The sequence below is a fragment of the Paraburkholderia sp. A1RI-2L genome (genome assembly GCF_048957375.1).
Lineage (GTDB): Bacteria > Pseudomonadota > Gammaproteobacteria > Burkholderiales > Burkholderiaceae > Paraburkholderia.
The window spans coordinates 2,866,939-2,893,634 of the sequence record NZ_JARBTA010000001.1 but is presented as its reverse complement, the minus strand read 5'-3'; the positions used below and the strand labels follow the sequence as shown (position 1 = coordinate 2,893,634).

The 26,696-nt window shown below is 59.4% G+C and carries 22 protein-coding genes and 1 tRNA gene; 8 read left to right on the top strand and 15 right to left on the bottom strand.

What is annotated here, in order from left to right:
• Positions 1 to 170: 170 nt before the first annotated feature.
• The 3 genes from PWP93_RS13220 to PWP93_RS13210 all read right to left on the bottom strand — a co-directional run bounded on the left by PWP93_RS13220 (position 171) and on the right by PWP93_RS13210 (position 4,262).
• On the bottom strand, positions 171 to 1,121 hold the full coding sequence (locus tag PWP93_RS13220; protein WP_421044784.1) for a GlxA family transcriptional regulator: 951 nt from the start codon (positions 1,119 to 1,121) through the stop codon (positions 171 to 173).
• A 340-nt stretch (positions 1,122 to 1,461) separates the two neighbouring features.
• Complete coding sequence (locus PWP93_RS13215) at positions 1,462 to 2,616, bottom strand: branched-chain amino acid ABC transporter substrate-binding protein (protein WP_421044783.1); 1,155 nt, start codon at positions 2,614 to 2,616, stop codon at positions 1,462 to 1,464.
• An 884-nt stretch (positions 2,617 to 3,500) separates the two neighbouring features.
• Positions 3,501 to 4,262: a hypothetical protein gene (locus PWP93_RS13210; protein ID WP_421044782.1), complete on the bottom strand. Its 762-nt coding sequence runs from the start codon at positions 4,260 to 4,262 to the stop codon at positions 3,501 to 3,503.
• Between the two features lie 905 nt (positions 4,263 to 5,167).
• Here PWP93_RS13210 and PWP93_RS13205 point away from each other — a divergent pair.
• The gene (locus PWP93_RS13205; protein WP_421044781.1) at positions 5,168 to 5,614 is read left to right on the top strand and encodes a hypothetical protein; all 447 of its coding nucleotides are present in this window, start codon (positions 5,168 to 5,170) and stop codon (positions 5,612 to 5,614) included.
• A 637-nt stretch (positions 5,615 to 6,251) separates the two neighbouring features.
• Here PWP93_RS13205 and PWP93_RS13200 read toward each other — a convergent pair.
• Positions 6,252 to 7,487, bottom strand: coding sequence for an MFS transporter (locus tag PWP93_RS13200; protein ID WP_421044780.1), 1,236 nt, complete (start codon positions 7,485 to 7,487; stop codon positions 6,252 to 6,254).
• A complete protein-coding gene (locus PWP93_RS13195) occupies positions 7,484 to 7,849 on the bottom strand; it encodes a RidA family protein (protein ID WP_124571985.1) in 366 nt (121 codons plus the stop codon). Before PWP93_RS13195 ends, PWP93_RS13200 begins: the two co-directional genes overlap by 4 nt.
• Before the next feature lie 114 nt (positions 7,850 to 7,963).
• On the opposite strand from PWP93_RS13195, the gene PWP93_RS13190 reads away from it, so the two are divergent.
• Positions 7,964 to 8,803, top strand: coding sequence for a TrmB family transcriptional regulator (locus PWP93_RS13190; RefSeq protein WP_421044779.1), 840 nt, complete (start codon positions 7,964 to 7,966; stop codon positions 8,801 to 8,803).
• A gap of 140 nt (positions 8,804 to 8,943) precedes the next feature.
• On the opposite strand, the gene PWP93_RS13185 is transcribed toward PWP93_RS13190, so the two are convergent.
• Positions 8,944 to 10,284 (bottom strand): PLP-dependent aminotransferase family protein, encoded by a 1,341-nt coding sequence (locus PWP93_RS13185; RefSeq protein ID WP_421044778.1) that lies wholly within the window; start codon positions 10,282 to 10,284, stop codon positions 8,944 to 8,946.
• 103 nt (positions 10,285 to 10,387) lie between these two features.
• On the opposite strand from PWP93_RS13185, the gene PWP93_RS13180 reads away from it, so the two are divergent.
• Positions 10,388 to 10,876: a PaaI family thioesterase gene (locus tag PWP93_RS13180; RefSeq protein WP_421044777.1), complete on the top strand. Its 489-nt coding sequence runs from the start codon at positions 10,388 to 10,390 to the stop codon at positions 10,874 to 10,876.
• 161 nt (positions 10,877 to 11,037) lie between these two features.
• Here PWP93_RS13180 and PWP93_RS13175 read toward each other — a convergent pair whose 3' ends face one another.
• Positions 11,038 to 11,601, bottom strand: coding sequence for an isochorismatase family protein (locus tag PWP93_RS13175; RefSeq protein WP_421044776.1), 564 nt, complete (start codon positions 11,599 to 11,601; stop codon positions 11,038 to 11,040).
• Between the two features lie 316 nt (positions 11,602 to 11,917).
• Positions 11,918 to 12,145 carry a hypothetical protein gene (locus tag PWP93_RS13170; RefSeq protein ID WP_421044775.1) on the bottom strand — a complete coding sequence of 76 codons (228 nt, stop codon included), beginning with the start codon at positions 12,143 to 12,145 and terminating at the stop codon, positions 11,918 to 11,920.
• Between the two features lie 147 nt (positions 12,146 to 12,292).
• Here PWP93_RS13170 and PWP93_RS13165 point away from each other — a divergent pair, with 147 nt between their 5' ends.
• On the top strand, positions 12,293 to 13,144 hold the full coding sequence (locus PWP93_RS13165) for a CHAD domain-containing protein (protein WP_421044774.1): 852 nt from the start codon (positions 12,293 to 12,295) through the stop codon (positions 13,142 to 13,144).
• A 184-nt stretch (positions 13,145 to 13,328) separates the two neighbouring features.
• Here PWP93_RS13165 and PWP93_RS13160 read toward each other — a convergent pair whose 3' ends face one another.
• The 3 genes from PWP93_RS13160 to PWP93_RS13150 all read right to left on the bottom strand — a co-directional run bounded on the left by PWP93_RS13160 (position 13,329) and on the right by PWP93_RS13150 (position 16,472).
• Entirely contained in the window at positions 13,329 to 13,619 is a 291-nt protein-coding gene (locus PWP93_RS13160) for a hypothetical protein (protein ID WP_421044773.1), read from the bottom strand.
• Positions 13,620 to 13,974: 355 nt separating this feature from the next.
• Complete coding sequence (locus PWP93_RS13155; RefSeq protein WP_421044772.1) at positions 13,975 to 14,439, bottom strand: hypothetical protein; 465 nt, start codon at positions 14,437 to 14,439, stop codon at positions 13,975 to 13,977.
• A 620-nt stretch (positions 14,440 to 15,059) separates the two neighbouring features.
• Complete coding sequence (locus tag PWP93_RS13150; RefSeq protein WP_421044771.1) at positions 15,060 to 16,472, bottom strand: DUF2252 domain-containing protein; 1,413 nt, start codon at positions 16,470 to 16,472, stop codon at positions 15,060 to 15,062.
• Positions 16,473 to 16,834: 362 nt separating this feature from the next.
• Here PWP93_RS13150 and PWP93_RS13145 point away from each other — a divergent pair, with 362 nt between their 5' ends.
• The 3 genes from PWP93_RS13145 to PWP93_RS13135 all read left to right on the top strand — a co-directional run bounded on the left by PWP93_RS13145 (position 16,835) and on the right by PWP93_RS13135 (position 20,386).
• Positions 16,835 to 17,602 carry a hypothetical protein gene (locus PWP93_RS13145; RefSeq protein WP_421044770.1) on the top strand — a complete coding sequence of 256 codons (768 nt, stop codon included), beginning with the start codon at positions 16,835 to 16,837 and terminating at the stop codon, positions 17,600 to 17,602.
• A gap of 192 nt (positions 17,603 to 17,794) precedes the next feature.
• The gene (locus PWP93_RS13140; RefSeq protein ID WP_421044769.1) at positions 17,795 to 19,849 is read left to right on the top strand and encodes an alkyl/aryl-sulfatase; all 2,055 of its coding nucleotides are present in this window, start codon (positions 17,795 to 17,797) and stop codon (positions 19,847 to 19,849) included.
• A gap of 9 nt (positions 19,850 to 19,858) precedes the next feature.
• Positions 19,859 to 20,386 (top strand): hypothetical protein, encoded by a 528-nt coding sequence (locus PWP93_RS13135; protein ID WP_421044768.1) that lies wholly within the window; start codon positions 19,859 to 19,861, stop codon positions 20,384 to 20,386.
• A 308-nt stretch (positions 20,387 to 20,694) separates the two neighbouring features.
• On the opposite strand, the gene PWP93_RS13130 is transcribed toward PWP93_RS13135, so the two are convergent.
• The 3 genes from PWP93_RS13130 to PWP93_RS13120 form a co-directional block, all read right to left on the bottom strand.
• A complete protein-coding gene (locus tag PWP93_RS13130; RefSeq protein WP_421044767.1) occupies positions 20,695 to 20,934 on the bottom strand; it encodes a hypothetical protein in 240 nt (79 codons plus the stop codon).
• A gap of 1,005 nt (positions 20,935 to 21,939) precedes the next feature.
• Positions 21,940 to 22,977 carry a site-specific integrase gene (locus tag PWP93_RS13125; protein WP_421044766.1) on the bottom strand — a complete coding sequence of 346 codons (1,038 nt, stop codon included), beginning with the start codon at positions 22,975 to 22,977 and terminating at the stop codon, positions 21,940 to 21,942.
• Between the two features lie 178 nt (positions 22,978 to 23,155).
• Positions 23,156 to 23,231: transfer RNA gene (locus PWP93_RS13120), tRNA-Arg, on the bottom strand.
• Positions 23,232 to 23,572: 341 nt separating this feature from the next.
• Here PWP93_RS13120 and PWP93_RS13115 point away from each other — a divergent pair.
• On the top strand, positions 23,573 to 24,466 hold the full coding sequence (locus PWP93_RS13115) for a c-type cytochrome (RefSeq protein ID WP_421044765.1): 894 nt from the start codon (positions 23,573 to 23,575) through the stop codon (positions 24,464 to 24,466).
• 132 nt (positions 24,467 to 24,598) lie between these two features.
• On the opposite strand, the gene PWP93_RS13110 is transcribed toward PWP93_RS13115, so the two are convergent.
• Positions 24,599 to 26,689: a UvrD-helicase domain-containing protein gene (locus tag PWP93_RS13110; RefSeq protein WP_421044764.1), complete on the bottom strand. Its 2,091-nt coding sequence runs from the start codon at positions 26,687 to 26,689 to the stop codon at positions 24,599 to 24,601.
• Positions 26,690 to 26,696: the final 7 nt, after the last annotated feature.

Here is a 26,696-nt window from a genome sequence, read left to right as displayed (position 1 = left end):
TTTCTTCATGACCTGGTCGATCTGCGGGCTGCGCAGAAATTCCTCTTTCCCCAGCGCGATATCGATGGCGGCAAAGACATCGCGTTCCACGGAACATCCTTGGCCGGCAAACACAGGTTTCCATCTCGAACCGTTTGGCCGGTCACCTGACGCGACTGTCGAAACGATGGCTACCCGCGGACTCTCTTTCGCTCCTCACTTGGCGGATGACCGAATTCCTGGTGGTAGCTCTTGCTGAAGTGAGAGGTGGATTGAAAACCACATGCGGTTATGATGTCCTGCAGCGGCATGTCTGTTTGCAGCAGCAATTCACGAGCTCGTTTTAACCGCAACTGCACATAGTATTTCGCCATTGACGTACCGAGTGTCTCGCGAAATAACCGCTGCAACTGCCGGTTAGACATTTTCGTGCGGCGCGCAAATTCGTCGCCGGACAGCGGTTCGTCGATGTTGCTCTCCATCATTTCCACGACATCGAAGACGACTCGGTTTGCTGACCCAAGCCTGGCGACCAGTGGCATTGCCTGCAACGAATTGGTATTGCGTAGATGCTCGACTATGAAATAGTCTGTGATTTCAGAGATGAGGCGCTGTCCAACGTGCGGCGCAATCAAATCCAACATCATGTGCAATGGTGCCACGCCTCCGGCGCAGGTCACACGGTCCCGGTCAATGACAAAAAGCCTTTTCGAGAATTTTGCTTTTCTAAACGTCTCCTGGTGAGCGAAGAGCCGCTCCCAATGTATCGAGCATTCATAGCCTGAGAGTAGGCCAGCCTTGGCGAGGGCATACGCGCCCGTACAGATGCCGCCGAGTAGAATTCCCGAGCGGTCGAGGCGTCGCAGTAGCGCCAGATGCTCGGCTGTAGTCACTTCGTGAATGTCGTTGCCGCCACATACAAAGACAATATCAATCTTCTCGACCTCGCTTATTGCAACAGTTTCTAATGCAATACCGTTGCTTGCCGCGACGTCTCCACCATCGAGGCTGACCAGACGCCAAGTGTACTGGTTGGTCTTGCCGAGCTGATTCGCCACTCTGAGCACCTCGACTGCATTAGTAAATGCAATCATGTTGAAGTGCGGCATCAACAGAAACGAAAAATGAAGGAGCGGCTTCATATCGTCCTTGGCCTTTCCTGTTGGCACATCATTCCCCCAGATATGCCTCGCGCACTTTCGGGTCTTTGAGCATCTTTATCGCGTCACCAGTCATTTTACATCCCCGAATCCATCCGAGATTTCCCGCATCTGCAACGGCGTTGCGGGAATGTTCGAGCCACTCGACAGCTCGGCTTTGTGTCGAGTTGACATCGTGAGCGCATCGGCGCGAGTGGACTGCCATGCAGAATCCGCGAACCTGATGGACATCGGTGTCGGTCCCTTCAAACACTGCTTATGGTTGAAGGAACCCACCATGTCCCTGCTGCGGTAGCAGGTTGGACGAAGGGACCGGCGTTCGTCAGTTGGCCGTGACGGTCGTCACGGCAACCCACTTTCCTTCTGTCAGTTTGTAGAGGGTCGACGCAGGATTCTTCAGGTCGCCGCGGTCATCGAAAGTAATCTTGCCGGTGATGCCCGTGAACTGCGCTTTCTGAAGAGCTGGCATGAATGCGGCAGGCTTTGTCGAGTTGGCAGATTTCATAGCGTCAATGGCCAGCGTTGCGGCATCGTACGCGAAGGGCGAGTAGGTCAGATTGTCGGTACCGAACTTCTTCTTGTACTTCTCTGCAAATTCGCTCCCCCGGGGCAACGTTTTGAGTGGTCGGCCGTACTCCCACGCCAAAGCGCCATCGCCAGCGTTTCCGGCAATCTGCGTAAAGATGGTGTCCGCAACGGCACCACCGCCGAGGAACTGCGTGCGCATTCCCAATTGCTTCATTCGACGCGCAATCAAGCCTGCCTGACCATCAAGCCCGCCAAAGAACAATAGGTCTGCGGTCGCCGCTTTCACGTTGGTCAACTGCGGACCAAAGTCAACGGCCTTGTCGTTCGTGAATTCGGTGGCAACGATGGTGCCGCCGGCAGCCACCACGGCCTTCTTGAATTCTTCGGCTTCGCCCTGGCCAAACGCGGTGCGGTCATCCATGATGGCAATTCGCTTTGCCTTGGTCGCGGTGACTGCGTATTTACCTGCAATCCCGGAGTTTTGTGCGTCCGTGGGGATGACGCGAAACACGCTCTTCAAACCTTGCTGCGTGATAGCGGGATTGGTCGCGGCGGGGTCGATAAGTGGAATGCCTGCATTTGCGAAGACGCGAGATGCCGGGAGACACACCCCAGAGTTGAAGTGGCCAATAACCACCTGCACGCCGTCATCGACAAGCTTCTGGGCGACCTGGACGCCTACCCGAGGGTCGCCCTGGTCATCGACAGACTCCAGGACGAACTGGACGGGCTCATTGCCTATGGTCGGGTGCGTCGCATTTGCTTCGTCAATTGCCATCCGAACTCCGTTCTCGATGTCTTTACCGTTAGCAGCGTTGGAGCCAGTAAGTGGTCCCGAGACACCAATCTTGACTATCTGCACAGCGTACGCCGTCGCTGGAACTGCAAAACAAGAGGCGCTCACCAAACCTAGCCCGACGAGGGCCGCACGAACTTGATGCATCGACATCTTCCATCTCCTGGTTATGTTTCTAGCGAGTATTTCGATGAATTCCCGAGAGACTGCTTTATCTCTGCGTGTGGGGGCGTCGTCCGCAGCGCAGATTGACAATGCATCGCATCCCGTATCGATGCGCGCGTCGCTGCCTGTCGGCTGCACTGCGGGGTAGCTTGGCCCCAGCAACCCACATTTACTTGAACGAACCTGCCAAAGATGAAGAGGATTCCTCGGCAGTATTCGACATCACGTGAGGGGCTTAGTAGACATGGTCATAAACCGCCGGCCTGGCGCAAAAGCGACATGCCCTATAACCAATCCGACATTCAAGTCGTGGTTGAAATAGTCCACGCCGGATACACAAAGACACCCCGAAACGAAGTGTGCTGCCGGGAATCTCAGGGTTTACGCTGACCTGGAAGGCCGTAAGGGAAGCGGCGGGTGCTGAACGCCTGTTGTTAAATGCAGACTGCTCTTACTGCTCGTCGAAGTTGTGCGACGGGCAAAAACCGCCCTGTCGGCGGGGAAGCTGCGTGAAAGGGATGTTGTCGAACTCCACGCTCGTACGAAGGAAGCTCACGCTCAGTTCAGTACCGCAGTCCTGGCAAAAACGGACGGAGCGCAACGGCTTCACGCAACTGGAGGGAATGTCGGAATCAATCCCGATTTGGATTTTGGTGACGCTTTGGGCGACATGGAGACGTCGTTTGCGGCATCTGTAGCCTAACGACACAGTTTTACAGGGATCTGCGCGAATTTCGCGAGTGGCGCGCCCGGCTGGGATCGAACCAGCAACCCCTGCCTTCGGAGGGAGAAATCGCCCCAGTACGTGTAAGGCCTTCTGACCTTAACGCATTGATTTTACGATATTTTTAAGAGGCATGGGTTTGTTCATCTCAGCCCGTCCTAATAGAGATTTGACCCGTGCTCCGCCATTTCTCCGCCGGCAACGCATCAAATGCTATTTGCCACGGTTTCTTCGAAGTTGCAGCTTGAGTCGATAGTTCGGCAAGCCAACAGTCAGTGTCATCGCCGTTGACGTGACGATCGAACTCCCAATCTTGGTCGTCTCCTGTCTCCGCGGCGACGGGCTGGGCACGACCACCGTTGCATTCGGGCTGTACGCGTCGACGGTGGTAAGCGCTATACGGCATATCGCTCTCAGTCACAAGGATCAACGTGTCAAGGAAATCGTCCGAGTCCAGCGCGTCATGAGCGTCCCAATAATCAACCTCCGGCCAAATCCAAGGCGGACACGGAGCTTCGCCAGGAGGCCAAGCGTTGCTCCAATGTTGAAAGAGTTGCTCCATCGAAGCCGCCGGATTGGCTCCTTCGAACCAATCGTCCCATCCCTCACGGTTCACAACATGGCAACCTAGGCGATCGATCGTGTCAAACCAGTTCTCGAACGAAGCCAGCCGCTCCTCCGAGGCCGCATTTGCCCACTTTTTGCGTCTACCGTTGTTTGACCAAGGAACTTCACCTCGGCGCACGTGAGCAAGTCCGGCGATAAATATCCTGTTGGCTTTATGACGATTGTTGAGCTGCACCTTAATCGTCTCCTTGATCTCGTCCTTAGGTTCAACTTCGCTGCCTTCGGTTAAGCCTGCACCACTACACAGTTGAACATATTCAATCAGTTGCCCTGGGAAAGGCAACGTACCCAGCTATGCGTACACGCATTAGTCCGTACGTATTTCGGAACCAGTTCGCCTCAGATTTGAAAGCGGATCCAACTATTTCGCTGGAGGATGCCGCGAAACTTATGGGGCATCTCTCCGACTACAGCATCGGTAAATACGGACACGCAGTGCACGGACGAAAAAGTGGTAAAGGTCGTGTAACACCAATCGCGGTTCGGGCAACTCGGCCAGTGAAGCATTCTCCAAAGGTTGATCGTTTGGCCCGCTTCAAGGCTGCGAGTGCTGCCAAACGGAAACAGCAGCCGAATGTACGATAGCGATCTCGAACGACGCCAGAACGACGCGGAGTTGACGCCGCAAACACGCCACTGCGACACGAGTTACGGCATGTTTGATAGTTTGAGGAGGCGCAGTGCAGAATCGACGCGCGAACGACGCCGCAATTACGCTAACGTAACGCCACGGTGACGCTAGAGCAACGCCGCAGTGACGCCAGTGCAACGCGATAGTGGCGCGCCTCAGCCGGAAACGCCCCAGTTCCCATCGTACTTTGCATTTAGCGCTAACCCGGCACTATAGGGCCAGGTCACTGCGCCATCCGAACGGCAGTCCGCGCGAAGTGAGCCTCATCCGCGAGGGGCAAAAATTCTGGCGAACGTGTCGCCCGAAAGATCAAGCACGGCGCTCGTGCCGTCGGCAAAAGTGACTGCGAGGCGATTGCGGGGCAACGCCGGCACAGTGATGTGCATGTCATACAGTCATAGGAGCTTGCCTGTCAGGGGGTAATCGCATACCCGCACTTATCCTCGCTATCGGCGCACACTGAAGGTTTTCGAGCCCATCAGGACAATGACGAGTCCGGCCGCAAGTCAAGCCCCCCAAATTATGAAGTTGCTGCCCCAATGCTAGAGGCCTGGATTATGCGTCTTTTTGTCGATACCGAATTCACCGACTTCATCAACTGCGACCTGATTTCGATTGCGCTCGTCGCCGACGATGGCCGCGAGTTCTACGGTGAGCGCTCGGATTACGACGATGCGACCTGTACCGCGTTCGTGCGCGAGGCGGTGATACCGCAACTCGGCCAGCATCCGGACCGGGTCCTCACGCGCGACGCCTTGCGCGCCGATTTACTCGCGTGGCTGGCTCAGTTCGACAGCGAGCAAGAGCGCATGCTGTGCTTCGACTATGCGGGCGACTGGGATTTGTTTGTGGATCTCGTCGGCGCTGTGCCGGATGGCTGGTTGGCGTGCCACATCGGGCAAGCGCTGTGCGCCAAACGCTTGGAAATGTACTTTCGCGAGCATGGCGGGCGGCATCACGCGCTGCATGATGCGCGTGCGAACCGACATGCGATGCAGGACTGACTGCACGCGACCGATGCGTAAAGGTCAGGGTTTCGGGGATGACTCGACCGGCTCTGCAGCGCGAAAGGTCAAAATTTTTGGGATGACTCGACCGGCACCGTATCGCGAAATGTCAGGGTTTCGGGGATGACCCGATCGACGCTGCATCGCGAAAGGTCAAAACTTTTGGGATGACTCAACCTGCTCCACATCGCGAAAGGTTGGGGGTTTTGGGGATGGCTCAACCGGCTCTATGGCGCGAAGATCAAAACTTTTGGAATGACTCGACCGGCTCCGCATCGCGAGAGGTCAGGGTTTTGCGGATGACGCAATCGCCCCGGCAATAAGCGAAAGGTCAGGGTTTCGGGGACGGCCGGACCGGCTTTGCAACGCGGAAGGCCTCAACGTTATGGGGATGGCTGACTGCTTCTTCGGCACTTTCGGCTTTCGCACCGGCACTGGTTCGAGAATGGGCAGTGTTTCGATGAGGTCTTCGTCTCTAGTGCAGGTAGCGAAAGCGTTTTGGACGAAGCGACCCGGTAGCTAAATAAGTTGCTGTCCGGCTCAGATCGGCCATTAAGCGACATCCATCAGATCGTTTGTACGGACGGTCAAGAGGCGGTTCATGAACAAGAAGCCGCCGTTCAATGCCTCATCATCAAATCTGCTCAGTATCCGTGTTATGGAGTTGAAGGCCTCTGCGAGTTCCGACCGGCTCGCGGGTAATGTCGAGGGCGAAAATAACGCCCGCGGTCGCCGTTGTGATCGTCGCCAACAGCGCGAGCACTTCCCAGCCAGCTCTGATTGCGACCATACCTGCCACGGCCGTACCAATCGCGCCTGCGCCGTAGTAGGAAGTCAGATAAGCCGAGTTCAATGCGCCTGCGCGCGTTGGTTGGATAGCAACGACGCTGGCCTGATTGGCGACTTGTGCGGCGAAACAACCGGCATCGAATACGGCCAGCGCGGCCGCAGTCGCGGCTGGGTGGCCGAGTGCGAAAGTCAGTGCACACGCGGAAAACGCCGCGAGAGTGAGGCCGCAAACTATCACGGCGCGGCTGCCGAACCGGTCGGCCAAACGTCCCGCGACACGCGTCACGACGAGACCTAGGAGTCCAGCGAGGCTGTAAAGTCCGATGGTCGCCGCATCTAGGTTATACGGCGGCGCGGCGAGGCGCACCGCAAGGCCGACCCAGATCAAATTGAAAGCAAAAAACCACAACATCCCGGCGTAGATGCGCAAACGTAACGGTCGCGATGCCCGTATCAAGGGCGGCATGGAACGCAACGTTGAAAAGTATCCGATGCGCCCGAGTGGACGTTCCGCAGGCAGTAACGGAATAACGCAAAGGGCTGAAACGGTCACGAAGGCGGCGAACGCCAACAGTGCGCCTCGCCATCCATACCTCTGCGCCAGCACCCCACCCACGAATCGACTCAGCAGTATCCCCGCGGATATGCCAGCAGAGATCGTCCCCATGCGCTGTGCTCGACTTTGTGGATCGGCGCATTTGCCAACCACGGCACTGCTTTGCGCAGCAACCGTCGTGGTGGCGCCGACGAGAACGAAGCAAGCAATGAGCGCGTTCGGGCATGGCGCCCAGGCCGCAAGCACCAAGGCACATGCAAGCGCGAACATCTGCGCCGGAATCAAGGTGCGCGGACTCAGCTTGTCCACTAGCGGAACCAGCAGTACCAGGCCGAGCAGATAGCCGATCATTGCGCCGGACGCCACGGCCGTAATCGGTGCGACGGGCACCCCAAAATCGGCGGCGATGAAAGACAGCGCCGGTTGTATGGCGTAGTTGTTCGCGATGGCACCGCCAGCCGCGATCGAAAGCACCGCTACCGCGCGGCCCGACAGCCGCGCGTTCTGCTCAGCCCCGGCCTTCACTTGTCGGCCCTGACGGCAATGGCCTCGACCTCTGCGAGGATCGCGTCATCAACGAACGGCAGCGCATGCACGAGCGAAAAAGCCGGCCGAATGTCGCCATAGACCTCGCCGTGCGCGCGTGCAGCGTCTTCCCAGTGTTCGAAGTCCGCGACGACCAAACGGCTCTGGACCACATCCTGCAACTGAAAACCATTGTCGATGAGCACTTTCTCGACAGTGGCAAGTGCATCCCGGGTCTGCGTGTAGACATCCGGACCTTTGCCGGCCGTACCTGAAATGTAGATCGTATCGTTCACGATCACTGCCCGTGAGTAACCGACTTTGGGCTCCCACGAGGAGCCTGTGCTGATGAGTTGACGCATGGGGACCGTCCTTTGAGGGCGTGGTTTACGAATAACTACTTGGGTAGTAGTTAAGTGTGATCGTATACTACTGAAGTAGTTAGTCAACTACCTTCAAACAGAAACGAGTCACGCATGACGGCAGACACCGAATTGATCGCGTCCATGACGCGGCTGGGATTCACCCAGTACGAAGCGCAGGCATACGCGGCCCTGGTGGGTCAGGCCGCGCTGACAGGAGCGGAAGTGAGCCGCAGAGCATCGATGCCCCCTTCGAAGGTATATGAGACGCTGGCCCGTCTCGAAGCGAGGGGCGCCGTGCTCGTTAACCGATCCGAACCTGTGCGTTACGCGGCGGTTCCCCACACGTCGCTGTTGGCCGAGCTCCGCTCACGCTTCAATGCCGACCTTGAATCCGCGGCTTCCGCACTGGATCGCCTGCCCGTTCAACAGAAACCCGGGTTGGTCTGGTCGCTTAGCGGCGCGGAGCCGATCGTCCAGGCTTTTGCACGCGTGATTTCGAACGCGCAAACATGTTTGTTCGCCGGTATCTGGGACGAGGAGCTTGACGAATTGGGTCCGCTGCTTGAAGCGGCCAGCAGGCGGGGGATCGACACCCATGTCGCCATCTATGGCAATAAGACGGTGAATGGCCCTCACACATATGACATGGCCGAATGCGGGGCCAGCGCGAGACTGCGTCTTTCTGGCCGTCGCCTTGCAGTGGTGGTGGCAGACGAGGACGATGCGGTGGTGGCCGAGTTCGGCGACGAAACTCCCGACCAGGCCACAGTAACCACGAATCCGGTCATCGCACTGCTGGCCGTCGAGTACATCAAGGCCGACGTCAGCGGTCGCCTGATGATCAATGCGATGTCTTCAGCGGCATACAAAAAGTTGCTGACGACACCGGCCATGCGGGCAATGCTCCGGCCTGTTGCAACCAAGGCCGAAAAAAGTGCCGGGAGCGATTGAGGGTTGCGCCCCGTGCGAACACGCAAACGACCGTTGTACTTCGGCGGCGGCCCTTGCGGGTGCACAGAGGTGATTGGCCGGAGTGGGTCGGCAAGCGCCTTTCCCAAAAATCCCCGAGGAACCCTCTTTTTGTCTGGCGACTAGATCGGGAATCGTTCGATGGTGTCGCGTACCTGCATGAGCACTGGCCTGAGTCGCTCCATCGGAACCGAACTCAAACCTAGGCGCAGCGCATGCGGCGCGTGCCGCGTCGTCGCGTACGCGTCCGCCTTCGATACGGCGATGCCACGTTCTGCAAGCGCGGTCGCGATGCGGTCCATGCGCAGACCGTCCGGCAAATGCAGCCACAGAAACATCGATGCCGGATGCGCAGTGCATGTCATGCCGGCGAAGACTTCGCGCGCCACGGCTTGCCTGAGCCGTGCTTCATGTTGCATCAGCTTTTCGTGATGTGCGACAGTTCCGTCGGTCATCCAGCGCGTAGCCATCGCGGTGATGATGCTGGGCAGGCTCCAGTAACTGGCACGGACGGCAGCCTTGATGCGAACAGCGAACGATTCGGGTACGACCATATAGCCGAAGCGCAATCCACTGGCGAGACTCTTCGACAGACTGGACACATAGATGGTGCGTTCGGGCGCCAGCGTCACCAGCGCGGGCGGCGCCTTGCCGGCGAGCCAAGCGTAGGCCGCGTCTTCGATCAACAGGCAATCATGACGGCGTGCGATGTCGACGAGACGGCGACGCTGGTCGGCGTTGAGTACCCAACCCAGCGGATTATGCAACGTGGGCATCGCATAGATGGCGCGAATCCTGTGACGGCGGCACAGCATGTCGAGTGTCTTATGATCCGGGCCATCGGCAGAACACGGCACTGACTGCAACGAAAGACCCTGCTGCGCGGCCAGCATCCTGAAGCCGGGATAGCTCAGCGCGTCGACGGCGACAGAATCGTGAGGACGAAGCAGCGCGCGCGTGGCGATGTCAAGCCCTTGCTGCGTGCCGCCTACTAGAAAGACCTGATCCGCGTCGGCGCGAATGTCGCGCTCCTTCGCCAGAAACGCGCTCACGATCCGCCGTTCGTTGAGCCGTCCGCCTGGCGGCTGCTGATGCATCAACGCGGCGAGGTCGCCGGACGAGGCCAGCTCGCGGAGCATTGTGCGTAACAGATCGGCCTGACCCGGCCACGTCGGATGATTGAAGGATAGATCGGCGGTGTCGGCGTTCAGGCGGGCTTCGTCGTCGCTGTCCCAGTCGCGCTGCACGGGCCGGTCGCGTACGAAGGTGCCGCGTCCGGTTTCGCCGACGACCAGTCCCATCGACTCCAATTGCGCATAGACTCGGCTGGCTGTGGCGATAGCGACGCCATGATCGGCGGCGAGCTTCCGATGCGTAGGCAAGGGCGCGCCGGGCGGCAGCTTGCCGCTGCGTATCTGGGCGGCCAGCGTCTCGATAAGGGAAACGGACGGAGAGGAGGCCATGAAACGTCCCTAGGACAATTATTTGATTGTCCTAGTGTACGGGAATACGCTTCACATCGAGTTCCGATGAAACAATTCAGGCCAAAAGCCGAGGAGAGTCGACATGAACGCCAGCATGCCCCGCCAGCTATCCGTGCTGGAATATCTGAAGCGTCAACTGGACGGCACGCTCGGCTCCGACGACCAGACGCACATGCGTTACCCGACGGCGATTTCGGGCTTGCTGGGTTTTCGCATCGTCGAGATCGGGGAAGCCGTGGCCATCGTCGAAATGGATGCTGATGCTGCGCTGCACGGCAACCAGCAGGGCACGGTTCACGGCGGCATGCTGTGCGAGCTGGCCGATGCCGCCATTGGGACCGCTCATTCCACGCTGATGGCGCGCGGGCAGAGTTTCGCCAGTCTCGATCTGAAGGCCACGTTTCTGCGGCCGGTGTGGCAATCGAGGCTGCGCGCGCATGCGCGGGCCGTGCATCGCGGCAGGACGATCACGCACTATCAATGCGATATTCAGCGGGAAGACGGGAAGATCGTGGCGAGTGTCGCTAGCGCAGTGATGACGTTGAGCGGGGAGCAGGCGGAGGGACGGTGACGATAGCCGACCGGCAGCTTATGAGGCGCAATAGTGAACGTGTCCAGTCGGCCACGTGTGGTCATTCAGAGTAGCGAACGTTATGTCCGAATTGCGTCGGATGTCGGCCGCCCAGCGCCCAGCCGATAGTTGCATTGGGCTCTACCGGCTGCTCGCCTCCTTCAGAAACGAGAGCACGCGAACTTGACGTCCTTGCTCTCGATGACTCCGCCCAAGCGCCCCGGTGCCCTTTGATTGCTCCAATACATATTGGTATGGTTGATCACGGCATCCGGTGGCGGCGCCCCTCTTTGCGTCATATCCTCTGTCGTATGTGCATCGCTGACCAGCGTCGCATCATAGCCGCGCGCGAGTGCGCCATGGAGCGTCGATCGAACGCACATGTCTGTCTGCGCACCGGTCACAATGATCTTGCCAACGCTGAGCCTCGACAGCACCTGCTCTAGATCGGTGCCTTCAAACGCGTCGCGATAACTCTTTTCGACAATCGCTTCCCCTGCCACCGGAACAAGTTCGGCAACGATCTGCCACGCTTCGCTGCCCGCTTTGAGTTCTTCGTCGGCGTGCTGTACCCAAACAACCGGTACCTGCGCAATGCGTGCCCGTTCGATGAGCATATTGACGGCATCGAGTACTTCACTACGTCGATATGCGTTTGCGACGACTTCATTTTGAAGATCGATAACGACGAGTGCGGTGTTGGGGCGATCGGCCAATGTGGTCATGAGCTGACACCTCTTGAGGAAAGAACGTATCTTAGCGGGATTTGTGACCAGCAATGCAAGGGGGCGACGGCCTCCTTGAGACGTACGTCGGACACTCATACGTGTGAGGCGAACGTCTGTAACGGGTGCTGCCGATCGAAGCCTCGCGAGGTTGAAGTCGCGTATGCCAATTGCATGCGGCAGCACGCGGCCACGAAGCGCCTCTCGCTGAGACAATCCTTTGGACGTCCAGACGGCAGCTCCGCAATCGCAAGCTGTCGCTCACATGCCGAAAACGCCCGCCGCATCGTCGAACAATACAAGCGCACTGACGCTCTCAATCATGTGGGCGCTTTCGCCTGCTCGACTCTGCTCGCCGGACGAGGTCAGTCAGGAGCCACTTCGCGACCAGTTCCGGCCGGTCCATCCCAACCGAAGCAAATTTGACCTCGCCATCGTAATAGACGATGACCGAACCGGTCATCACCCGATACGTGCCGCTGTGCCTGGTGCCGTCGACAATGGTTTCTACGGGATTCAGGGCTTCGTAAGCTTGTGGGCTCATGCCGGGAGTTCTATGCCAAAGACTTCACCGTAGCCAACCATCGCAATTCCGTCAACGGTCGGCAAACCAGTATTTATTCGCGTTATCATGTCTTTAGTGGCGTCGTAACGCGCGATGATGGGCGTCGGACAGGTTCCGGGAGAGCGAATGGGCAACGGGGAAATGGACCGCCGTGAGCTATGTGAACCATACGCCGAGGTAGCATTTTCGGACATTGCTTCGCCAATTATCGACGAAGCAATTGAACAAACGAAGGAAGTCGCAGGTGACCCTTCCGCCGAAGGACTCCATCAGTTGCGCATTACCATGCGCCGCCTGCGATCGTTGTGGTGGTCCTACCGGCCCTTGCTCGACGCGGGGGAAAATACCCGGCAGCGCGACCTCTTCAGGTCACTCGCCGATTCGGCTGGCAAGGCGCGCGATTATGACATCTTGATTGCGCTGCTCAAGCTTCAGCAGAAAGACGAGAAGGCGCTTCCTCCTGAAATATCGGCCGCTCGACAGAAGGCGCTCGACGCCGGCAGAGAAGTGCTTTCGAACCCTGAAACGAAGACGCTGCTGCTTGAAGCACTCGCGCAAACTGCAAGAGCTCTGGTCGCAAGACAGGACCGGGAACCACTTCGAGTTTTCTCGGACGGCCGCGTTGCCGCATCAGAAAAGCAGTTGCGCAAGCGGATGCGACGCGCGGCTAAGGCCAAGAGTTCAACCGTTGCTGCTTTTCACGATGTCAGAAAGGCTGGGAAGAAGACCCGGTATCTGCTGGAACTGTTCGGTCCGGTGCTGTCCGGAAGGCATCGGAAAACATTGAGCCGTCTCAAGAAAATCCAGAAGCGATTCGGTGCCTTGAATGACGTCATTGCGAGCGAGAAACTTTTGCGCGACAACACCTCGCTGATTGCCGCCATCGCCAAGCCCGAAAGAACGCTGAAATGGTTCAGGAACGAACGCGAGCGGCGCTTGCGTGCTGCTGCAGCCTTACTGCGGCAGAGCCAAAAATAGGTTTCGCAACAACCGGTGCGCTTTTGCGGCGCGTACGGATTGGGCACATCAGCACCGTCACCTCTGTAAACGCTTCACTCGCTTGGGCGCGCATCCCTGCACCGTTTCTGCACCTGGCTTGCAGGTATCGGATCGAACCGTTGTCTTTTCAACATCGAGACAGCAAGGGCCCAACGATGCGTGGTCAGGCAAATGCAACCTCTGCAAGGAACGTTGCGAAATAGTCATCGTCCAGCCATCCAGAAACGTGCTTCGACGCCTCGATGCGCTGGACTTCTTTCTGTCCTTTATCGGTCAGGATAGCAATCTGGAGTGCAGGGAGATACCTTGTACTGGGGGGAGGTTTCTGGTCGGCGGTCTGGATCAGACCATGCGAGCGAAGCGACGTGAAAATTGCCGGCCGCTTATGCCACGGTATTTGTCGATATAGAGCAAGCCGGAGAGCTTCAAGTACAGCGCCATTACTGAATTCCATGAGCGTCCTTTGGTGATCAGCTGAAAAGTCTTTCTGGCTCTAAGCACGCAAGGTAGCACATGAAACGGTGCTTTCCGATGACACAGACAGCAAACCTTCCGTGTCCGGTGATAAAAACAAGCAAGGCGCGAAGTAACAGGTGGCTGTCAAAAGCTGGCTACGGCCAAGCGCGTCCGGCAAAATGCCACAAGTTTGGCGCTGAGCCAGGACAGTCACACGAACCCTGACACACCCGCTCGGGCACCTGTGGCGCGACTGCACGTAATGCCGCCGGCTTCGGGAGGTGCGCACACGCCCCTGACGGTGCTTAGCTGCGTAGTGCCACGCCGACATCTTCACTGAACGCGTATCTGGGTCACGATCCGGCGCGGTCTTGCTCGCTGCGGGCCGGTCGACCGGTCTTGACAGCTTCGAGTGCCGAAATCGCAGCCACCAGTCGCTTTGACGAAGCAGAATCGAGCAACTGCAAACCTGCGCGCAGAAGCTCACTCTTCTTTACCGCGACACCGGCTTCCAGGCACTTACGCTTGAGCAAGGCGATGCGCTCATAGTCGGCCTTGGGCATTGTGAAGCTATCACGAATGACCTTTTCCTTCTTGGCACGCGTGACCTTGGTCTTGCCGACGGCTTTGGGTGCAGGCGCCGCCACATCTGGACTTGCCGATGCCGCATCCTTCGCCCGGGATTCGGAGCGTTTGGTTTTGCCCGTGCTCACGTTCGCCGTGGGCGTTTGAGTTTCACTTTGCTCCTCGCCGGGAACAGTTGATTTCGGGAAGTGAAATGCCTTCTTTGTAGGCTTGCGAGTAGTTGCTGTGGCCATGCCGGGCTCCAAGTGTGAAAACGATATAAACAGTATATACGTTTATTTCGAACGAATTTCAACTTCGCCTCACTTGATTGCGCCCATGGCTTCGAGCTAATCGCTTACAGCAAAACCTGGTTCAGGCACGAGACAGAGGCGCGCTACGACGGCAATTGTCCGTCCGCGTGTACCGCCTTCGTTTAGCGATGAAGCTTGGTGAGGGGCGATCGGCGTCGGCAACATGCTGCAGCGATAACAGAATCGCGAGGTAGTGCGAAAGTCGCGGGCTTGTGACCAATTGATATGGTCAATCGCGAGCCGCTAGTTAGTTAACCGATTTATGTCACGCCGTACCACCAAGGCAGCCATCGAAGTGACGCCTGCTCAAGGTCCGGAGAGGGTTCGAAATTGGCCATAGGCGCCAAGACGCACCGGAAGACTGCTTCGGGTCGCCTGCTGTCGATCGCAGCCTCGCGAGGTTGAAGCTGCGTATGCAAAATGCATGAGTCGGCGCCCGGCCAATCTCAGACATCGGCGACACATGCGCTCCTGCCGCTCGGATGGCGGACTTATTGCCGATAACGGACACCTTGCCCCTACCTTCAAACCGAGCTGCCTGTGGTCAAGGTGAAACGCACTCACACGCGGAAATCTGCGGCCATGTCCTCGTCGCTTCTTGCTTCGAGCCTTCCAGAGCGGCATGCGGCCATGAACGCCTTGTAGTCGGCTTCGTTCTGTGCGGCGCAAGCCATTGCGTATTCGGTCAACGCTTCGGCCATACGGTCGCCGCTGCCAAGGTACGCGGCGATTTCAATGGCCTTGCCGCTCGCCTTCGCATGAGCACGCGCAAGCGCCCAGCCGCAAATGCGGGCATAGCCCTGCATAACGGTTGTGCTCATGCGCTCGACTTCCGCCGACACCTTCATGTCGCGCAGTTGTCGGAAATAGAAGTTGCGCCCAGCGGGCCCCGAAGTCCAGCCGAGAAACGAATCGCTCGCCGCCTGCAGGAGGCGTTGTCCGACCACCACGCGCTGCCCCTGATGATCGAGGCCCTTCGCCTCGAAGTATCGTGCGATCACCGAAGGCCGGGCTTCCTTCACCTGCAGGAACAAAGGCGTGCCGTGGCTATCGACGAACAACATCACCAGGCAGAAGGTGCCGACGCTTCCCACGCCCACGACCTTGAACGCGATATCGTGAAGTTCGTACTGGTTGAGCAGCAGGCGGCGGTCGACCGGTAACGTGCCGACGTATGCGTCGAAAGCCTTGGCTAGTTTGCCTTGCCAGGCCTCGGTGTCGCTCCAGGTGCTTTTCTTGCCAAGCAGTGAATTGGGTCCTGTGGGATGAAACAGTGCGGGCGGTGCGTCCTGGATCGTCCATTTTCCGTCTTGCTGTGTCGCCATCTTGGCGAGCACACTTTCGTGTGTGCGCGTTGCTGCCTTTTTAGACGTCTTGGCGAGAAGGCTGTGACCCTCTTCGGTCTTTGCCAACTCCATCATGCGTTCGAAGCTGATGACTTCGTGCCACAGATCCAGGGAACTGTATTCCGAGTATTCGCGCATGCGCTCGGTGTACTCGTGAACCGCGCTCCATACGAGCTCGCCAATCGGGCCGCGCCCCAACCCCATGTGCTCGCCGGCAACCGCAAAGCTTCCGACGAGCCGTTTCAGATCCCATTCCCACGGTCCCTGCGCGACCTCATCGAAATCATTCAGGTCGAACACCAGTTGCCGCTCCGGCGTTGCAAAGCCACCAAAGTTCATGAGGTGTGCGTCGCCGCAAATTGGAAAGGTGATACCCGAATTGACCGTGCCGGCAAGGTCGTGGGCCTGGATTATTGCGGTGCCGCGAAAGAATGTGAATGGCGAGAGCGACATCCGGCCGTATCGCAACGGTACGAGTGCTTCGACCCGGCCCGCGCTGCTGGCCTCGAGAAGTTCGATTGCATCGCGCTTTGTATTGCCAATCTCCGCGTGCTGGGACCGCTTCGCGCGCTCCCGCACCTGACGCCCCAATGCCCGTCGCTCTGCAAGAGTTTGCGTGGCCGCCATTCGCACACCTCGCCCGGGTTAAGCCGCTAAAACACACGAGGCGCACGGGACACACGAAATGCAATTGCCCCATACGCATGCCTATTTGTAGACGCCAGTTTGAAGAAGCAATTCAGTCTAGCATCGAGTCATTCGTTGTACCTTCGTAATTGACGTGGGCATGGCATCCCGTTGTCGAGCCGCTGATGTCGAAATGCACACGCCCGAGTAGAGGGTACGGCATTTCTGCTAGGTTGCGCAGTTGTTGCGTACGCAATCAGGACGTATGCAATCTTTTATAGAAATGCAAAACGCTCGATATGGCGTTCGACCCACGCGGGGTCGAGCGGCAAGGAAGCGTGAATACTCGTCAAGGATTCGACATGACCCAACTCGTCCATCATCCTGCGTACCTCTTCATCCTGCTGATCGTACTGCTCTCCGTGGCGGCCGGACTCGGGGCAATTGGCCTGCTACGTATTGCCCCGCTTTCGGAGGGCGCGCGCGACAACTATAACGTTGTACAAGGCGCTACGCTCACGCTGCTTGCACTGCTGATTGGATTCACGCTCTCGATGGCGGTGAGCCGCTACGACCAGCGCAAGAACTACGAGGAAGAGGAAGCGAACGCCATCGGCACCCAGTACCTGCGTGTGGAAGTGCTCGGCGAACCGCGAGCCGCGAAGGTCAAGGCGCTGCTGCGCGACTACGTGCAGTTGCGCATTGATTACTACAAGACGCGCGACACACGCGAACTGGAAATCATCAATGGCAAAACTGCTAACCTGCAGGGTCGGTTATGGGCAAGCGTGCGGGACGCCGCTGTTGAGCAGCCCACGCCGATTGCGGCGCTCGTCGTAGGCGGCATGAACGACGTAATCAATACGCAAGGCTATACGCAGGCGGCATGGCTCAATCGCATTCCCGTTTCCGCATGGACGCTCATGATCGCCATCGCGTTCTTCAGCAACCTGATGCAGGGGTATGGCGTGCGCGGCTCGACCGGGCGGCGTGTACTGCTCTTTGTGCTGCCCATCACAGTGTCGCTCTCGCTCTCACTCATCGCAGACATTGACAGTCCTCGCGGCGGACTCATACGCGTCGTTCCCCAGAATCTCATCAGCTTGCAGCAATCGCTTTCAACCAGTTGAGGTGGCGAAGCTTCGCGAATGCGAGTCCAAACGTTTGTTTACGAATCTGCAGATTAGCTATCTCACTTCGTCGGCTCCTCAGCGGGCACTGCACACCGTCGAATCATCGTGCGCCATTAATCGATATCCTCGCCCTACATTAAGGTTCACTCGTTTTGTAACCCCAACGTTATCAAACACATGGAGGTGGCCATGTCTGAGTCGGACGACGCAACGAAGTTGGGTGGACGCAGGGCATTCCTCAAGAACGTGGCGGTCACCGGTGTCGCGACCGGTCTTTCCGGCGTGGTGGGTGAGACCCTGGCGCAGGCCGCGACCCGGGCTTCTCCGACCGGCCCGGCTGCCAAGCCCGCTACGGCCGCGACGCTCGCGGTGAACAAGCAGTACGCGGATTTCCTCTCTTTCGAAGATGCGCAGGACTTCGAAGACGCCAAACGCGGGCTGGTCGCGACGCTCCCGGAACCCGTCGTCATCAAGCAACCGGACGGCACACCGGCATGGGACCTTCAGCAGTTCGCTTTCGTGGAAGGCGGCCCGGAGAACAACTCGCCGCCCACGGTCAACCCGAGCCTCTGGCGCAACGCCAAGCTCAATATGAATCACGGCCTCTTCAAGGTGGTCGACGGCATCTGGCAGGTGCGCGGCTACGATCTCTCAGTGATGAGCATTATTCGCGGCGACAAGGGCTACATCGTGGTCGACCCATTCATCACGACCGACGTTTCCTCTGCGGTCTGGAAACAGCTCGTCATTCCGCACCTTGGCGACCACCCCATAACGCATGTCATCTACACACACAGCCACGTCGATCACTACGGCGGTGTACGCGGGCTCGTGAGCGACGACGACCTGAAATCGGGCAAGGTGCAGATCGTGGCGCCCCATGGGTTCACCGAAGCGGCCGTAGGCGAAAACATCATCGCGGGGAACGCCATGGGGCGCCGCGCGAGCTACATGTATGGCTCGCTGCTGCCGCGCAGCGCCACGGGCATCGTTGACGGCGGCCTCGGCAAGACGACTTCAGTCGGCACGATCACGCTGGCCGTCCCCACCATGTTCGCCGAAAAGACCGGCCAGAAGCTCACGCTCGACGGCGTGGAGATCGTGGTGCTGATGGCGCCGGAGTCGGAGGCGCCTTCCGAGTTCATGTTCTATCTGCCGAAGTTCAAGGCGTTCTGCGCGGCGGAAGACGCAACCCACACGCTTCACAATCTCTACACACTGCGCGGCGCCAAGGTTCGTGACGCACTGCTGTGGTCCAAGTATCTGCAATCGTCGCTCGACATGTTCGGCGACGACATGCAGGTAGTTTTCGCGTCCCACTACTGGCCGACGTGGGGCAACGATCGCGTCACCGCTTTCCTGCGCGCGCAACGCGACATGTACCGCTATATGCACGACCAGGTGCTGCGCATGGCCAACAAGGGCATGACGCCGCTGGAGATCGGCGAAGCGATCCGCCTGCCGGACAGCCTCGCGAAGCGCTGGTTTTGCCGTGGCTACTACGGCACGGTCTACCACGACGCTGTCGCGCAGTACAACTTGCGTCTGGGGTTCTTCGACGGCGTGCCCGCGAATCTGCACCGCCTGCCGCCGACCGAGGCAGGCAAGCGCTATGTCGAGTTCATGGGCGGGTCCGCCGCCGTGCTTAGCAAGGCGCACGGGTACTACAGCAAGGGCGACTACCGCTGGGTGGCTGAAGTCGTGAATCACGTCGTGTTCGCGGAGCCACAAAACACGGCCGCCAAGCAGCTCCTCGCCGATACCTACGAGCAACTCGGCTATCAGTCAGAGTCGGCATCATGGCGCAACTTCTATCTGACGGGTGCGCAGGAGCTGCGCGGCGGCATCAAGCAGCTTCCCGCGCCGCAACCGCAAAGCCCGGACACCATCCAGGCGATGCCGCTCGACATGTTCCTCGACTATCTCGGCATCCGGCTCAACGGCGACCGTGCCAACGGGAAGACGGCCTCATTCAACCTCGTGCTGACCGACACGAAAGAGAACTACGTGCTCGGGGTGGAGAACAGCGCGCTGCACTACACGAAGGACAAATCCTTGAAGACCGCCGACGCCACGGTAACGATGACGCGCGCCGACCTCAACGACATCATGATGGGTAAGACCAACATGCAGAAGCTCGTGATGGCCGGAAACGCGAAGATCGACGGCAACAGCCAGAAACTCGGCGAGTTCGTCTCCTGGCTCGATACCTTCGACTTCTGGTTCAACATCGTTACGCCTTGAGGTGCCGCCATGTGCGCGATCTGCAATTTCAAGCTTGATTTCGGGGTGGGCCATCCGTCGGCCCTGAGCGTTGCCGTCGCGTCACGAAGCGCGATCGAGGCCGGCCTGATCGAGCCCGGCAATATCGGCAGCGTAGGGGCACTTTCGGTGGCCCGGATGCGGATGTCTGCAATCGAAGCGCTCAACCTGCTGCAGGCTCGGATCGAGGGAATTCACAGCGAGGAGGCGTTGCTGGCGCTACCGGACTTCTATGTCCTGCTGATCGAGAACGATACGTGGGGATTCTTCCACGCGACGACCGAAGGCTTCGACCCGGACATCGTGCCTGAAATGCCCGACGTGACGACGACGGACGATGCGACGCGCAGCAACGTAATCATCACCTCGGAAACGGCGTTGCGCGCCTGGCTGGCCGGCCGCTTCGACATGTCACATGCCTTCGAAGCCTCGCTGTTCGTGGTGGACGCACCTGAGGCGTTGGCGGCGTCCCTCATGCGGATGCTCGCGAGCGCCGACGCGACCATCTCAGTCGCTTGAGTGCGGACTCCCGGAAAATTGCGCGAATTTTCCGGGATTTGGCTGCCACCATCAGCGGGGCTGAGGTCCGGCTCTGGAGGCCGAGTCGACCGCAATACACCAGAGAACGGCCATTGAGCGCCCATTTCATCGACTGGCCGCTCAGGGTCGATCGGACCCAACTATCTTCGCTCGCGTTCGGCGGATGAGGCAGGCAACAGTAAAAATCAGACGTTTGCCGGCAATCCGATGCAGCGCCTCTAACTAGAGAGCCGCGGCCGGCAAGCATCTGCCTTCAGACCGCCTGCGTCGAATCCCTACCAGCCTGGTCAGTCATTGTCCCATCCGGGCTTGAGTTTCTTTGCTTCGAAATCCGCTATCGCGTCGGCCACAGACGTCTGCACACCAACGGCGAATGTCAGGCTTTCGATGGCCGCCCGACCTTGTGGGGAGGCGCTCTCGGAGTTCCTCCGAGCGACGTACGCCGGCTCGATGCTCTTCGCCTGGAGATTCGCGACGGCTTTTGCCACGGCTGCGTTCGCGTCTCGCAGAAATTCCGGGCTTCTCATGTACCTTCCGAGTTTGTCGGCAGACATGTCAGTTCACTACTCCCATGATCGTCTTCTAACAACGAAGGCTTTCCGAGCGTCTTCGCAATCGAAGGTCAACGATTCCGGTGTCCGTCGGCCACTCCGCACATCGTCACGATTCTGCTTTTGGCGCGCGCGGTTGGCCTGCATCAAAGGGCATTTTTCGTAATTGGCAATATCGGCGGCAGTCGGTTCTATATCTTCGTTTTTCACCGCGGCTAACTCGCTAAAAGTCGTCAGATCGTCGCTTGAAAACGACCTTTCGAACAATTTCGGGTGAGATGAGAAACGTCGATTCGAGCGAGTGCTGCCCGCTCTCCACCTTTTCGCGGCTGCGCTTCTGCCGTGTCCGCTTTGCCTGCATCAAGGGGCACTTCTCCGACGCCTCAATCCACTCGTCTTCTGTCATGGCTAGTCCGGCTGAGTGTCCCCGTGCACATCACAGCGTGTTCGCATCCAGCCGCGACCCGCGTCCCCTTCAAGGCCCCGAAGCTTCCCGCGATTTCCGCACAGGTCGCAGATGTGCAAGCTCATGGCCTCGGCTAGTTTGATCATGCCATGTTGGAAGCGCTCAGGTACCGGCTGCACGTGGAAGCGCAAGCCGCCTAACTTCTCTCTGACCTGCCACGACGTGACCTGCGACGAGCCTTGCAACGTGGTCCCTTGCAATTGCGCGCACAGTGTGTCGACTAAGCCGAACCAACCGTCACGGCACCAGATCCGTTGCTGCCGCGTGAAAATCGCTGGATAACAATCGAATAGCTGATTTTCTAACTCGGGACTCAATCTAGCCTCCATGAGGTGCTGCATAAATAGGCAACGAAAGCTTTGCCACGGGGTACGCGACTGTGAGCGCGATCGGTCTGATCGCCAATCAGAGCCGAAGTCACATTACGCCGCTGATAGTTCGTGTCATCGCGTCCACATTCAAAGCTGCTGAACGGCCGACGGACAGCAGCCCACCGCGCCCCGATAAGATACCGTTCAGCCGAGTCTTAGGGCGATGTCACTCGCACGGGGGTGGTAGTACCGCTTGAGCATCTGAACCGTCTTGTGGCCGGTAACAGACGACAACTCCAGGATGTTGTCGAGCCGCTCAGCGATTCGGGAGGTGGCTTCATGGCGAAGGTCATGAAAATGAAGATTCTCGACGCCGGCCCGCACGCAAGCCCGAATGAACACTCGCTTGAGCGCCTCGCCTGTGATCGGAAAAACCCGACCGCTCTCATGCCTGATCAGGCTTTCAAGCGTCTGTACCGCGCGGCTTGACAGCGGGACATCGCGAGCCTCGCCGTTTTTAGTATCGCGGAGCCTGACGAAACGCTCTCTGAGAAACACGTCGTCCCAGCTTAGCGACAGTATTTCGCCGCGGCGCATAGCCGTTTCGATCGCGAGGATGACTGCCGGGAGGGCCCATTCGTTTCGGCACCCTCCTTCGCTGAACCTACCTTGGTCGTCTCGTGGACTAAACGTCAGCGCAGAGAGAATCCGTTGCTCCTCTCCCGGCGATAGCCGACGATTGCGAGCGCGGTTTTCGCGAGGGCGCCGAATGACGGACACTGGATTGATGTCTAAGTGGATTCCCCACTCCCTTCTGGCTACATTTAGCACATGAGAAAGTAAGGTCAGCTCCCGACTCACTGTCGATCCGGTGACTGGACGATGCTGCGCGTCCCCAGCGAGTCGTCGATCGCGATAGTCTGCGAACAGTTTGCCGCTCAGCGCAGCCACCCTGTATTTCGCAATCGGATCCCGACACACTTTTTTGATCCGCAGGATTTCGTCGGCAGCCCCCTTCTTCAGCGGCGAGACCTCTCGCGCATAGCGCTGCAGGAGATCTCCAAAGGTGTTGCGCTCAGCCTCAGTTCGATCGACGAACGTTCCGCGGTCCATCTCCGACTCAAGGCGGCGAGCCCAAGCTTCTGCCTCTGCCTTGGTGTCGAATGTGCGCCATTGTGATGGGTAGCCGACTCGGCGGATCTCAGCCCGCCAAAAGTTGCCCCGCTTCCAGATTCCTGCCATCTCTGCTCCAGACGTGAATTGAATGTTGCGTCTGGGTGATTTTCGACTCCGCCACTTCTCCGCCAAATGGCGCATAAAGTAGGGTTTCGAGCGGCGATCGAAGTAACGAAGCTCTTCGGCACATGCTTTAAATGCCTGATTCTCAAGGCTTTATTGACGTGGGGAAGAATTCGAATCTTGGCGCGCCCGGCTGGGATCGAACCAGCAACCCCTGCCTTCGGAGGGCAGTACTCTATCCATTGAGCTACGGGCGCATTGAGAAGCAGATGCCGCCGGCAACCTGAAGAAAGCGGAATAGCGACATCGCAATGAGACGGAGAGAATACCCGGTTTCGATGCAGGCGTCCACCGCATGCGCCTTGGCGGGCACGCCTCCCAGTCCAAAGCCACACCCCGGGCACCAACATCCGTCACCATTTACCCAAACACCCCCGCTGCGCCGCACCACTTCGGGTAAACGCCCGCTGAAGAGCGCCCGCCTGCAGCAACCCGCTGCGAAACCTTGCGTCTATAATCGTCCGTGCTTGATCTATCGCAAGGCTGTTGCCGTCCTGCTGTACCGCTCACCACAATACCAACGGGAGTCGAGACAAGCATGAGCGAAGCACCCCACGGAGCCCCGATCAAAACACCCGGGCAGTTGATTGCCGCTGTCATTGCCGGGTTTGCCGTCCCCATCGTCATCATCATTCTGCTCGCCTACTACGTCGACAACACGACGCGCACCGGAGCGGGCACCGATGAACTCTCTACCGACCAGGTCGCCGCGCGCATCGCGCCGCTCGCGCAGGTGTCGGTGCACGACGCCAATGCGCCGCGCGTCTACAAGACTGGCGAGCAGGTCTATCAGGCCGTCTGCTCCGCGTGTCACGCGAGCGGCGCGGCAGGAGCGCCCAAGTTCGGCAATTCGGGCGACTGGGCGCCGCGCATCTCCCAGGGCTTCGATACGCTCGTGAAAACGGCGCTCGCCGGCAAGGGCGCCATGCCCCCGCGCGGCGGCACGAGCCCCGACGATTACAGCGATTACGAGATCAGCCGGGCCATCGTCTACATGGCGAACCACGGCGGTGCGAACTTCCAGGATCCGCCGCAGCCTGCGCCGGCTGCGGCAGCCGCAAGCGCTGCGCCGGCCTCAGACGCCAATGCAGCAGCCGACGCGCAAGCCGCAGCCGCAAAAGCGGCAATCGCCGCGATCGGGCAGACCGCATCCGCACCGGCCGCAGGCGGTGCGGGCCAGAGCGCCGACGCCTCGCAGGCGGGCAAGGCCCTCTATCAGCAGGTCTGCCAGGCGTGCCACGCGGCTGGCGTGCTCGGCGCGCCGAAGTTCGGCAACAAGGACGACTGGGCGCCGCGCCTGAAAGATCCGATGGACAAGATCTACAACTACGCGCTGCACGGCAAGGGCCAGATGCCGCCCAAGGGCGGTTCGAGCGCCTCCGACGCCGACGTGAAGGCCGCCGTCGACTATATGGTGAGCGCGGCAAAGTAAGCGCGTCGTCGCCTGAATCCGCCGCAACGGCGGCACGCGGCGCAAGCCGCATGGCGCACAACGACAAAGGGCTGCGTCGCATGCGATGCAGCCCTTTTCATTTCACGCCCGCAGCCGAAGAAGCCCGCGACCTCAGCCCTTCTGCAGCAACGCCTTCAGGCTCGCGAGCCGGTCCTTCGGCGACATCGGCGCTTCTTCCGCGGTGGGCGGCGGCGCGTCGTCGAGTCCCATCTCGGGGATGAAGCGCGACGCCTCGCACACCACGGTCTCGCGCGCCCGCTTGCGCTTCTTGCACCAGTTCAGATGCAGGCTGCGCTGCGCGCGCGTGATCGCCACGTACATGAGCCGGCGCTCTTCCTCGATGCGCGCGTCGTCGATCACGTCGTCCTCGGAGCCGCCACGGTGCGGCATGATCCCCTCTTCCACGCCCACCAGGAACACATGCGGATACTCGAGCCCCTTCGACGCGTGCACGGTCGACAGGCGCACCGCGTCCGGGTCTTCCTCCTTGCCTTCGAGCATCGACATCAGCGCCACGGTCTGGATCAGGCTCATCAGGTTCTTGCCGGTGTCGGCCAGACCGTCAGTGTTGTCATAACCGGTGGCTTCGCTGTCCTCGCCGATCTGCTGTTCGGGTTTCGTGCCCTTGCGCTTGAGCCATTCGAGGAATTCGAGCACGTTCTGCCACTTCGACTGCGCCTGGCGCTCGTCGAACGCGTCGTAGAGATACGCTTCGTAGTGGATCGCGTCCATGAGGTCGTCGAGCACGACCGTCGCCGGATCTTTATGCGCGCGCTCGGCGAGGCGTTGCATGAAGTCGCAGAACACGCGCATCGGCTCGACCTGGCGCGCCGAAAGCCGCGCTTCGATGCCGCCCATGTAGACGGCCTCGAACAACGAAACCTTCGCCTGCCCCGCGAACGAGCCGAGCGCTTCGAGCGTGGTGTTGCCCACGCCGCGGCGCGGCGTGGTGATCGCGCGAATGAACGCGGGATCGTCGTCGTGGTTGGCAATCAGGCGCAGGTACGCACAGATGTCCTTAATCTCCGCCTTGTCGAAAAACGACTGCCCGCCCGAGAGCACGTAGGGAATGCGCTCGCGGCGCAGCACCTGTTCGAAGATGCGCGCCTGGAAGTTGCCGCGATAAAGAATCGCGTAGTCGCGGAACTGCGCGCGGCGCTCGAACTTGTGCGCGGAGAGGCGGAACACCACCGATTCGGCTTCGTGCTCTTCGTCGTTGCAGGGCGTGACCGTGATGGTGTCGCCCATGCCGTGCTCGGACCAGAGCTTCTTTTCGAACAGCTTAGGGTTGTTCGCAATGACGTTGTTCGCCGCCGTGAGAATGCGCACCGTCGAGCGGTAGTTCTGCTCGAGCTTGACCACGTGCAGCTTCGGATAGTCCTTGCCGAGCTGCGCGAGATTTTCGATCGTCGCGCCGCGCCAGCCGTAGATCGCCTGATCGTCGTCGCCCACCGCCGTGAACGCGGCGCGCGGACCCGCCAGCAGCTTGAGCAACTCGTACTGGCAGGTGTTGGTATCCTGGTACTCGTCGATCAGCAGATAGCGCAGCTTGTTTTGCCAGCGCTCGCGCACCGGCTCGTTGCTGGCGAAGAGTTCAGTGGGCAGGCGGATCAGGTCGTCGAAATCGACGGCCTGGTAGGCGTGCAGCGTCGCCACGTAGTTGCGGTAGACAATCGCGGCCTGGTGCTCGTCTTCGTTCGACGCGGTGGCGAGCGCCTCCTCGGGCATCACGAGGCCGTTCTTCCACAGCGAGATGATCGACTGGATCTTGCGGATGAAGCCTTTATCCGTCGAGCCCACCTGCTCCTGAATCATGGAGAAGCAGTCGTCGGAGTCCATGATGGAGAACTGGGGCTTCAGGCCCAGGTGCTCGGCTTCCTGGCGCAGGATCTGCACGCCCAGCGAGTGGAACGTGCAAACCGTCAACTGGTTGGTCGGCACCTTGCGGCCTTCCTTGCCGGGCGTGGTGAGCGTCTTGCCTTCGAGCAGCTTGCCCACGCGCTCGCGCATTTCGGCGGCGGCCTTGTTGGTGAAGGTGACGGCCGCGATATGGCGCGGCTCGAAGCCTTTCGCTTCGATCAGATGCGCGATTTTCTGCGTGATCACACGCGTCTTGCCGCTGCCCGCGCCGGCGAGCACGAGACAGGGACCGTCGAGATAGCGCACCGCTTCGCTTTGGGCGGGATTCAGGCCTGCGGACATCGTTGCT

Coding starts and splice junctions, on each gene's coding strand:
- PWP93_RS13220 (WP_421044784.1), bottom strand. CDS start 1,121: ATGAAGCCGCTCCTTCATTTTTCGTTTCTGTTGATGCCGCACTTCAAC.
- PWP93_RS13215 (WP_421044783.1), bottom strand. CDS start 2,616: ATGTCGATGCATCAAGTTCGTGCGGCCCTCGTCGGGCTAGGTTTGGTG.
- PWP93_RS13205 (WP_421044781.1), top strand. CDS start 5,168: ATGCGTCTTTTTGTCGATACCGAATTCACCGACTTCATCAACTGCGAC.
- PWP93_RS13195 (WP_124571985.1), bottom strand. CDS start 7,849: ATGCGTCAACTCATCAGCACAGGCTCCTCGTGGGAGCCCAAAGTCGGT.
- PWP93_RS13190 (WP_421044779.1), top strand. CDS start 7,964: ATGACGGCAGACACCGAATTGATCGCGTCCATGACGCGGCTGGGATTC.
- PWP93_RS13185 (WP_421044778.1), bottom strand. CDS start 10,284: ATGGCCTCCTCTCCGTCCGTTTCCCTTATCGAGACGCTGGCCGCCCAG.
- PWP93_RS13180 (WP_421044777.1), top strand. CDS start 10,388: ATGAACGCCAGCATGCCCCGCCAGCTATCCGTGCTGGAATATCTGAAG.
- PWP93_RS13175 (WP_421044776.1), bottom strand. CDS start 11,601: ATGACCACATTGGCCGATCGCCCCAACACCGCACTCGTCGTTATCGAT.
- PWP93_RS13170 (WP_421044775.1), bottom strand. CDS start 12,145: ATGAGCCCACAAGCTTACGAAGCCCTGAATCCCGTAGAAACCATTGTC.
- PWP93_RS13165 (WP_421044774.1), top strand. CDS start 12,293: ATGGGCAACGGGGAAATGGACCGCCGTGAGCTATGTGAACCATACGCC.
- PWP93_RS13160 (WP_421044773.1), bottom strand. CDS start 13,619: ATGGAATTCAGTAATGGCGCTGTACTTGAAGCTCTCCGGCTTGCTCTA.
- PWP93_RS13155 (WP_421044772.1), bottom strand. CDS start 14,439: ATGGCCACAGCAACTACTCGCAAGCCTACAAAGAAGGCATTTCACTTC.
- PWP93_RS13150 (WP_421044771.1), bottom strand. CDS start 16,472: ATGGCGGCCACGCAAACTCTTGCAGAGCGACGGGCATTGGGGCGTCAG.
- PWP93_RS13145 (WP_421044770.1), top strand. CDS start 16,835: ATGACCCAACTCGTCCATCATCCTGCGTACCTCTTCATCCTGCTGATC.
- PWP93_RS13140 (WP_421044769.1), top strand. CDS start 17,795: ATGTCTGAGTCGGACGACGCAACGAAGTTGGGTGGACGCAGGGCATTC.
- PWP93_RS13135 (WP_421044768.1), top strand. CDS start 19,859: ATGTGCGCGATCTGCAATTTCAAGCTTGATTTCGGGGTGGGCCATCCG.
- PWP93_RS13130 (WP_421044767.1), bottom strand. CDS start 20,934: ATGAGAAGCCCGGAATTTCTGCGAGACGCGAACGCAGCCGTGGCAAAA.
- PWP93_RS13125 (WP_421044766.1), bottom strand. CDS start 22,977: ATGGCAGGAATCTGGAAGCGGGGCAACTTTTGGCGGGCTGAGATCCGC.
- PWP93_RS13115 (WP_421044765.1), top strand. CDS start 23,573: ATGAGCGAAGCACCCCACGGAGCCCCGATCAAAACACCCGGGCAGTTG.
- PWP93_RS13110 (WP_421044764.1), bottom strand. CDS start 26,689: ATGTCCGCAGGCCTGAATCCCGCCCAAAGCGAAGCGGTGCGCTATCTC.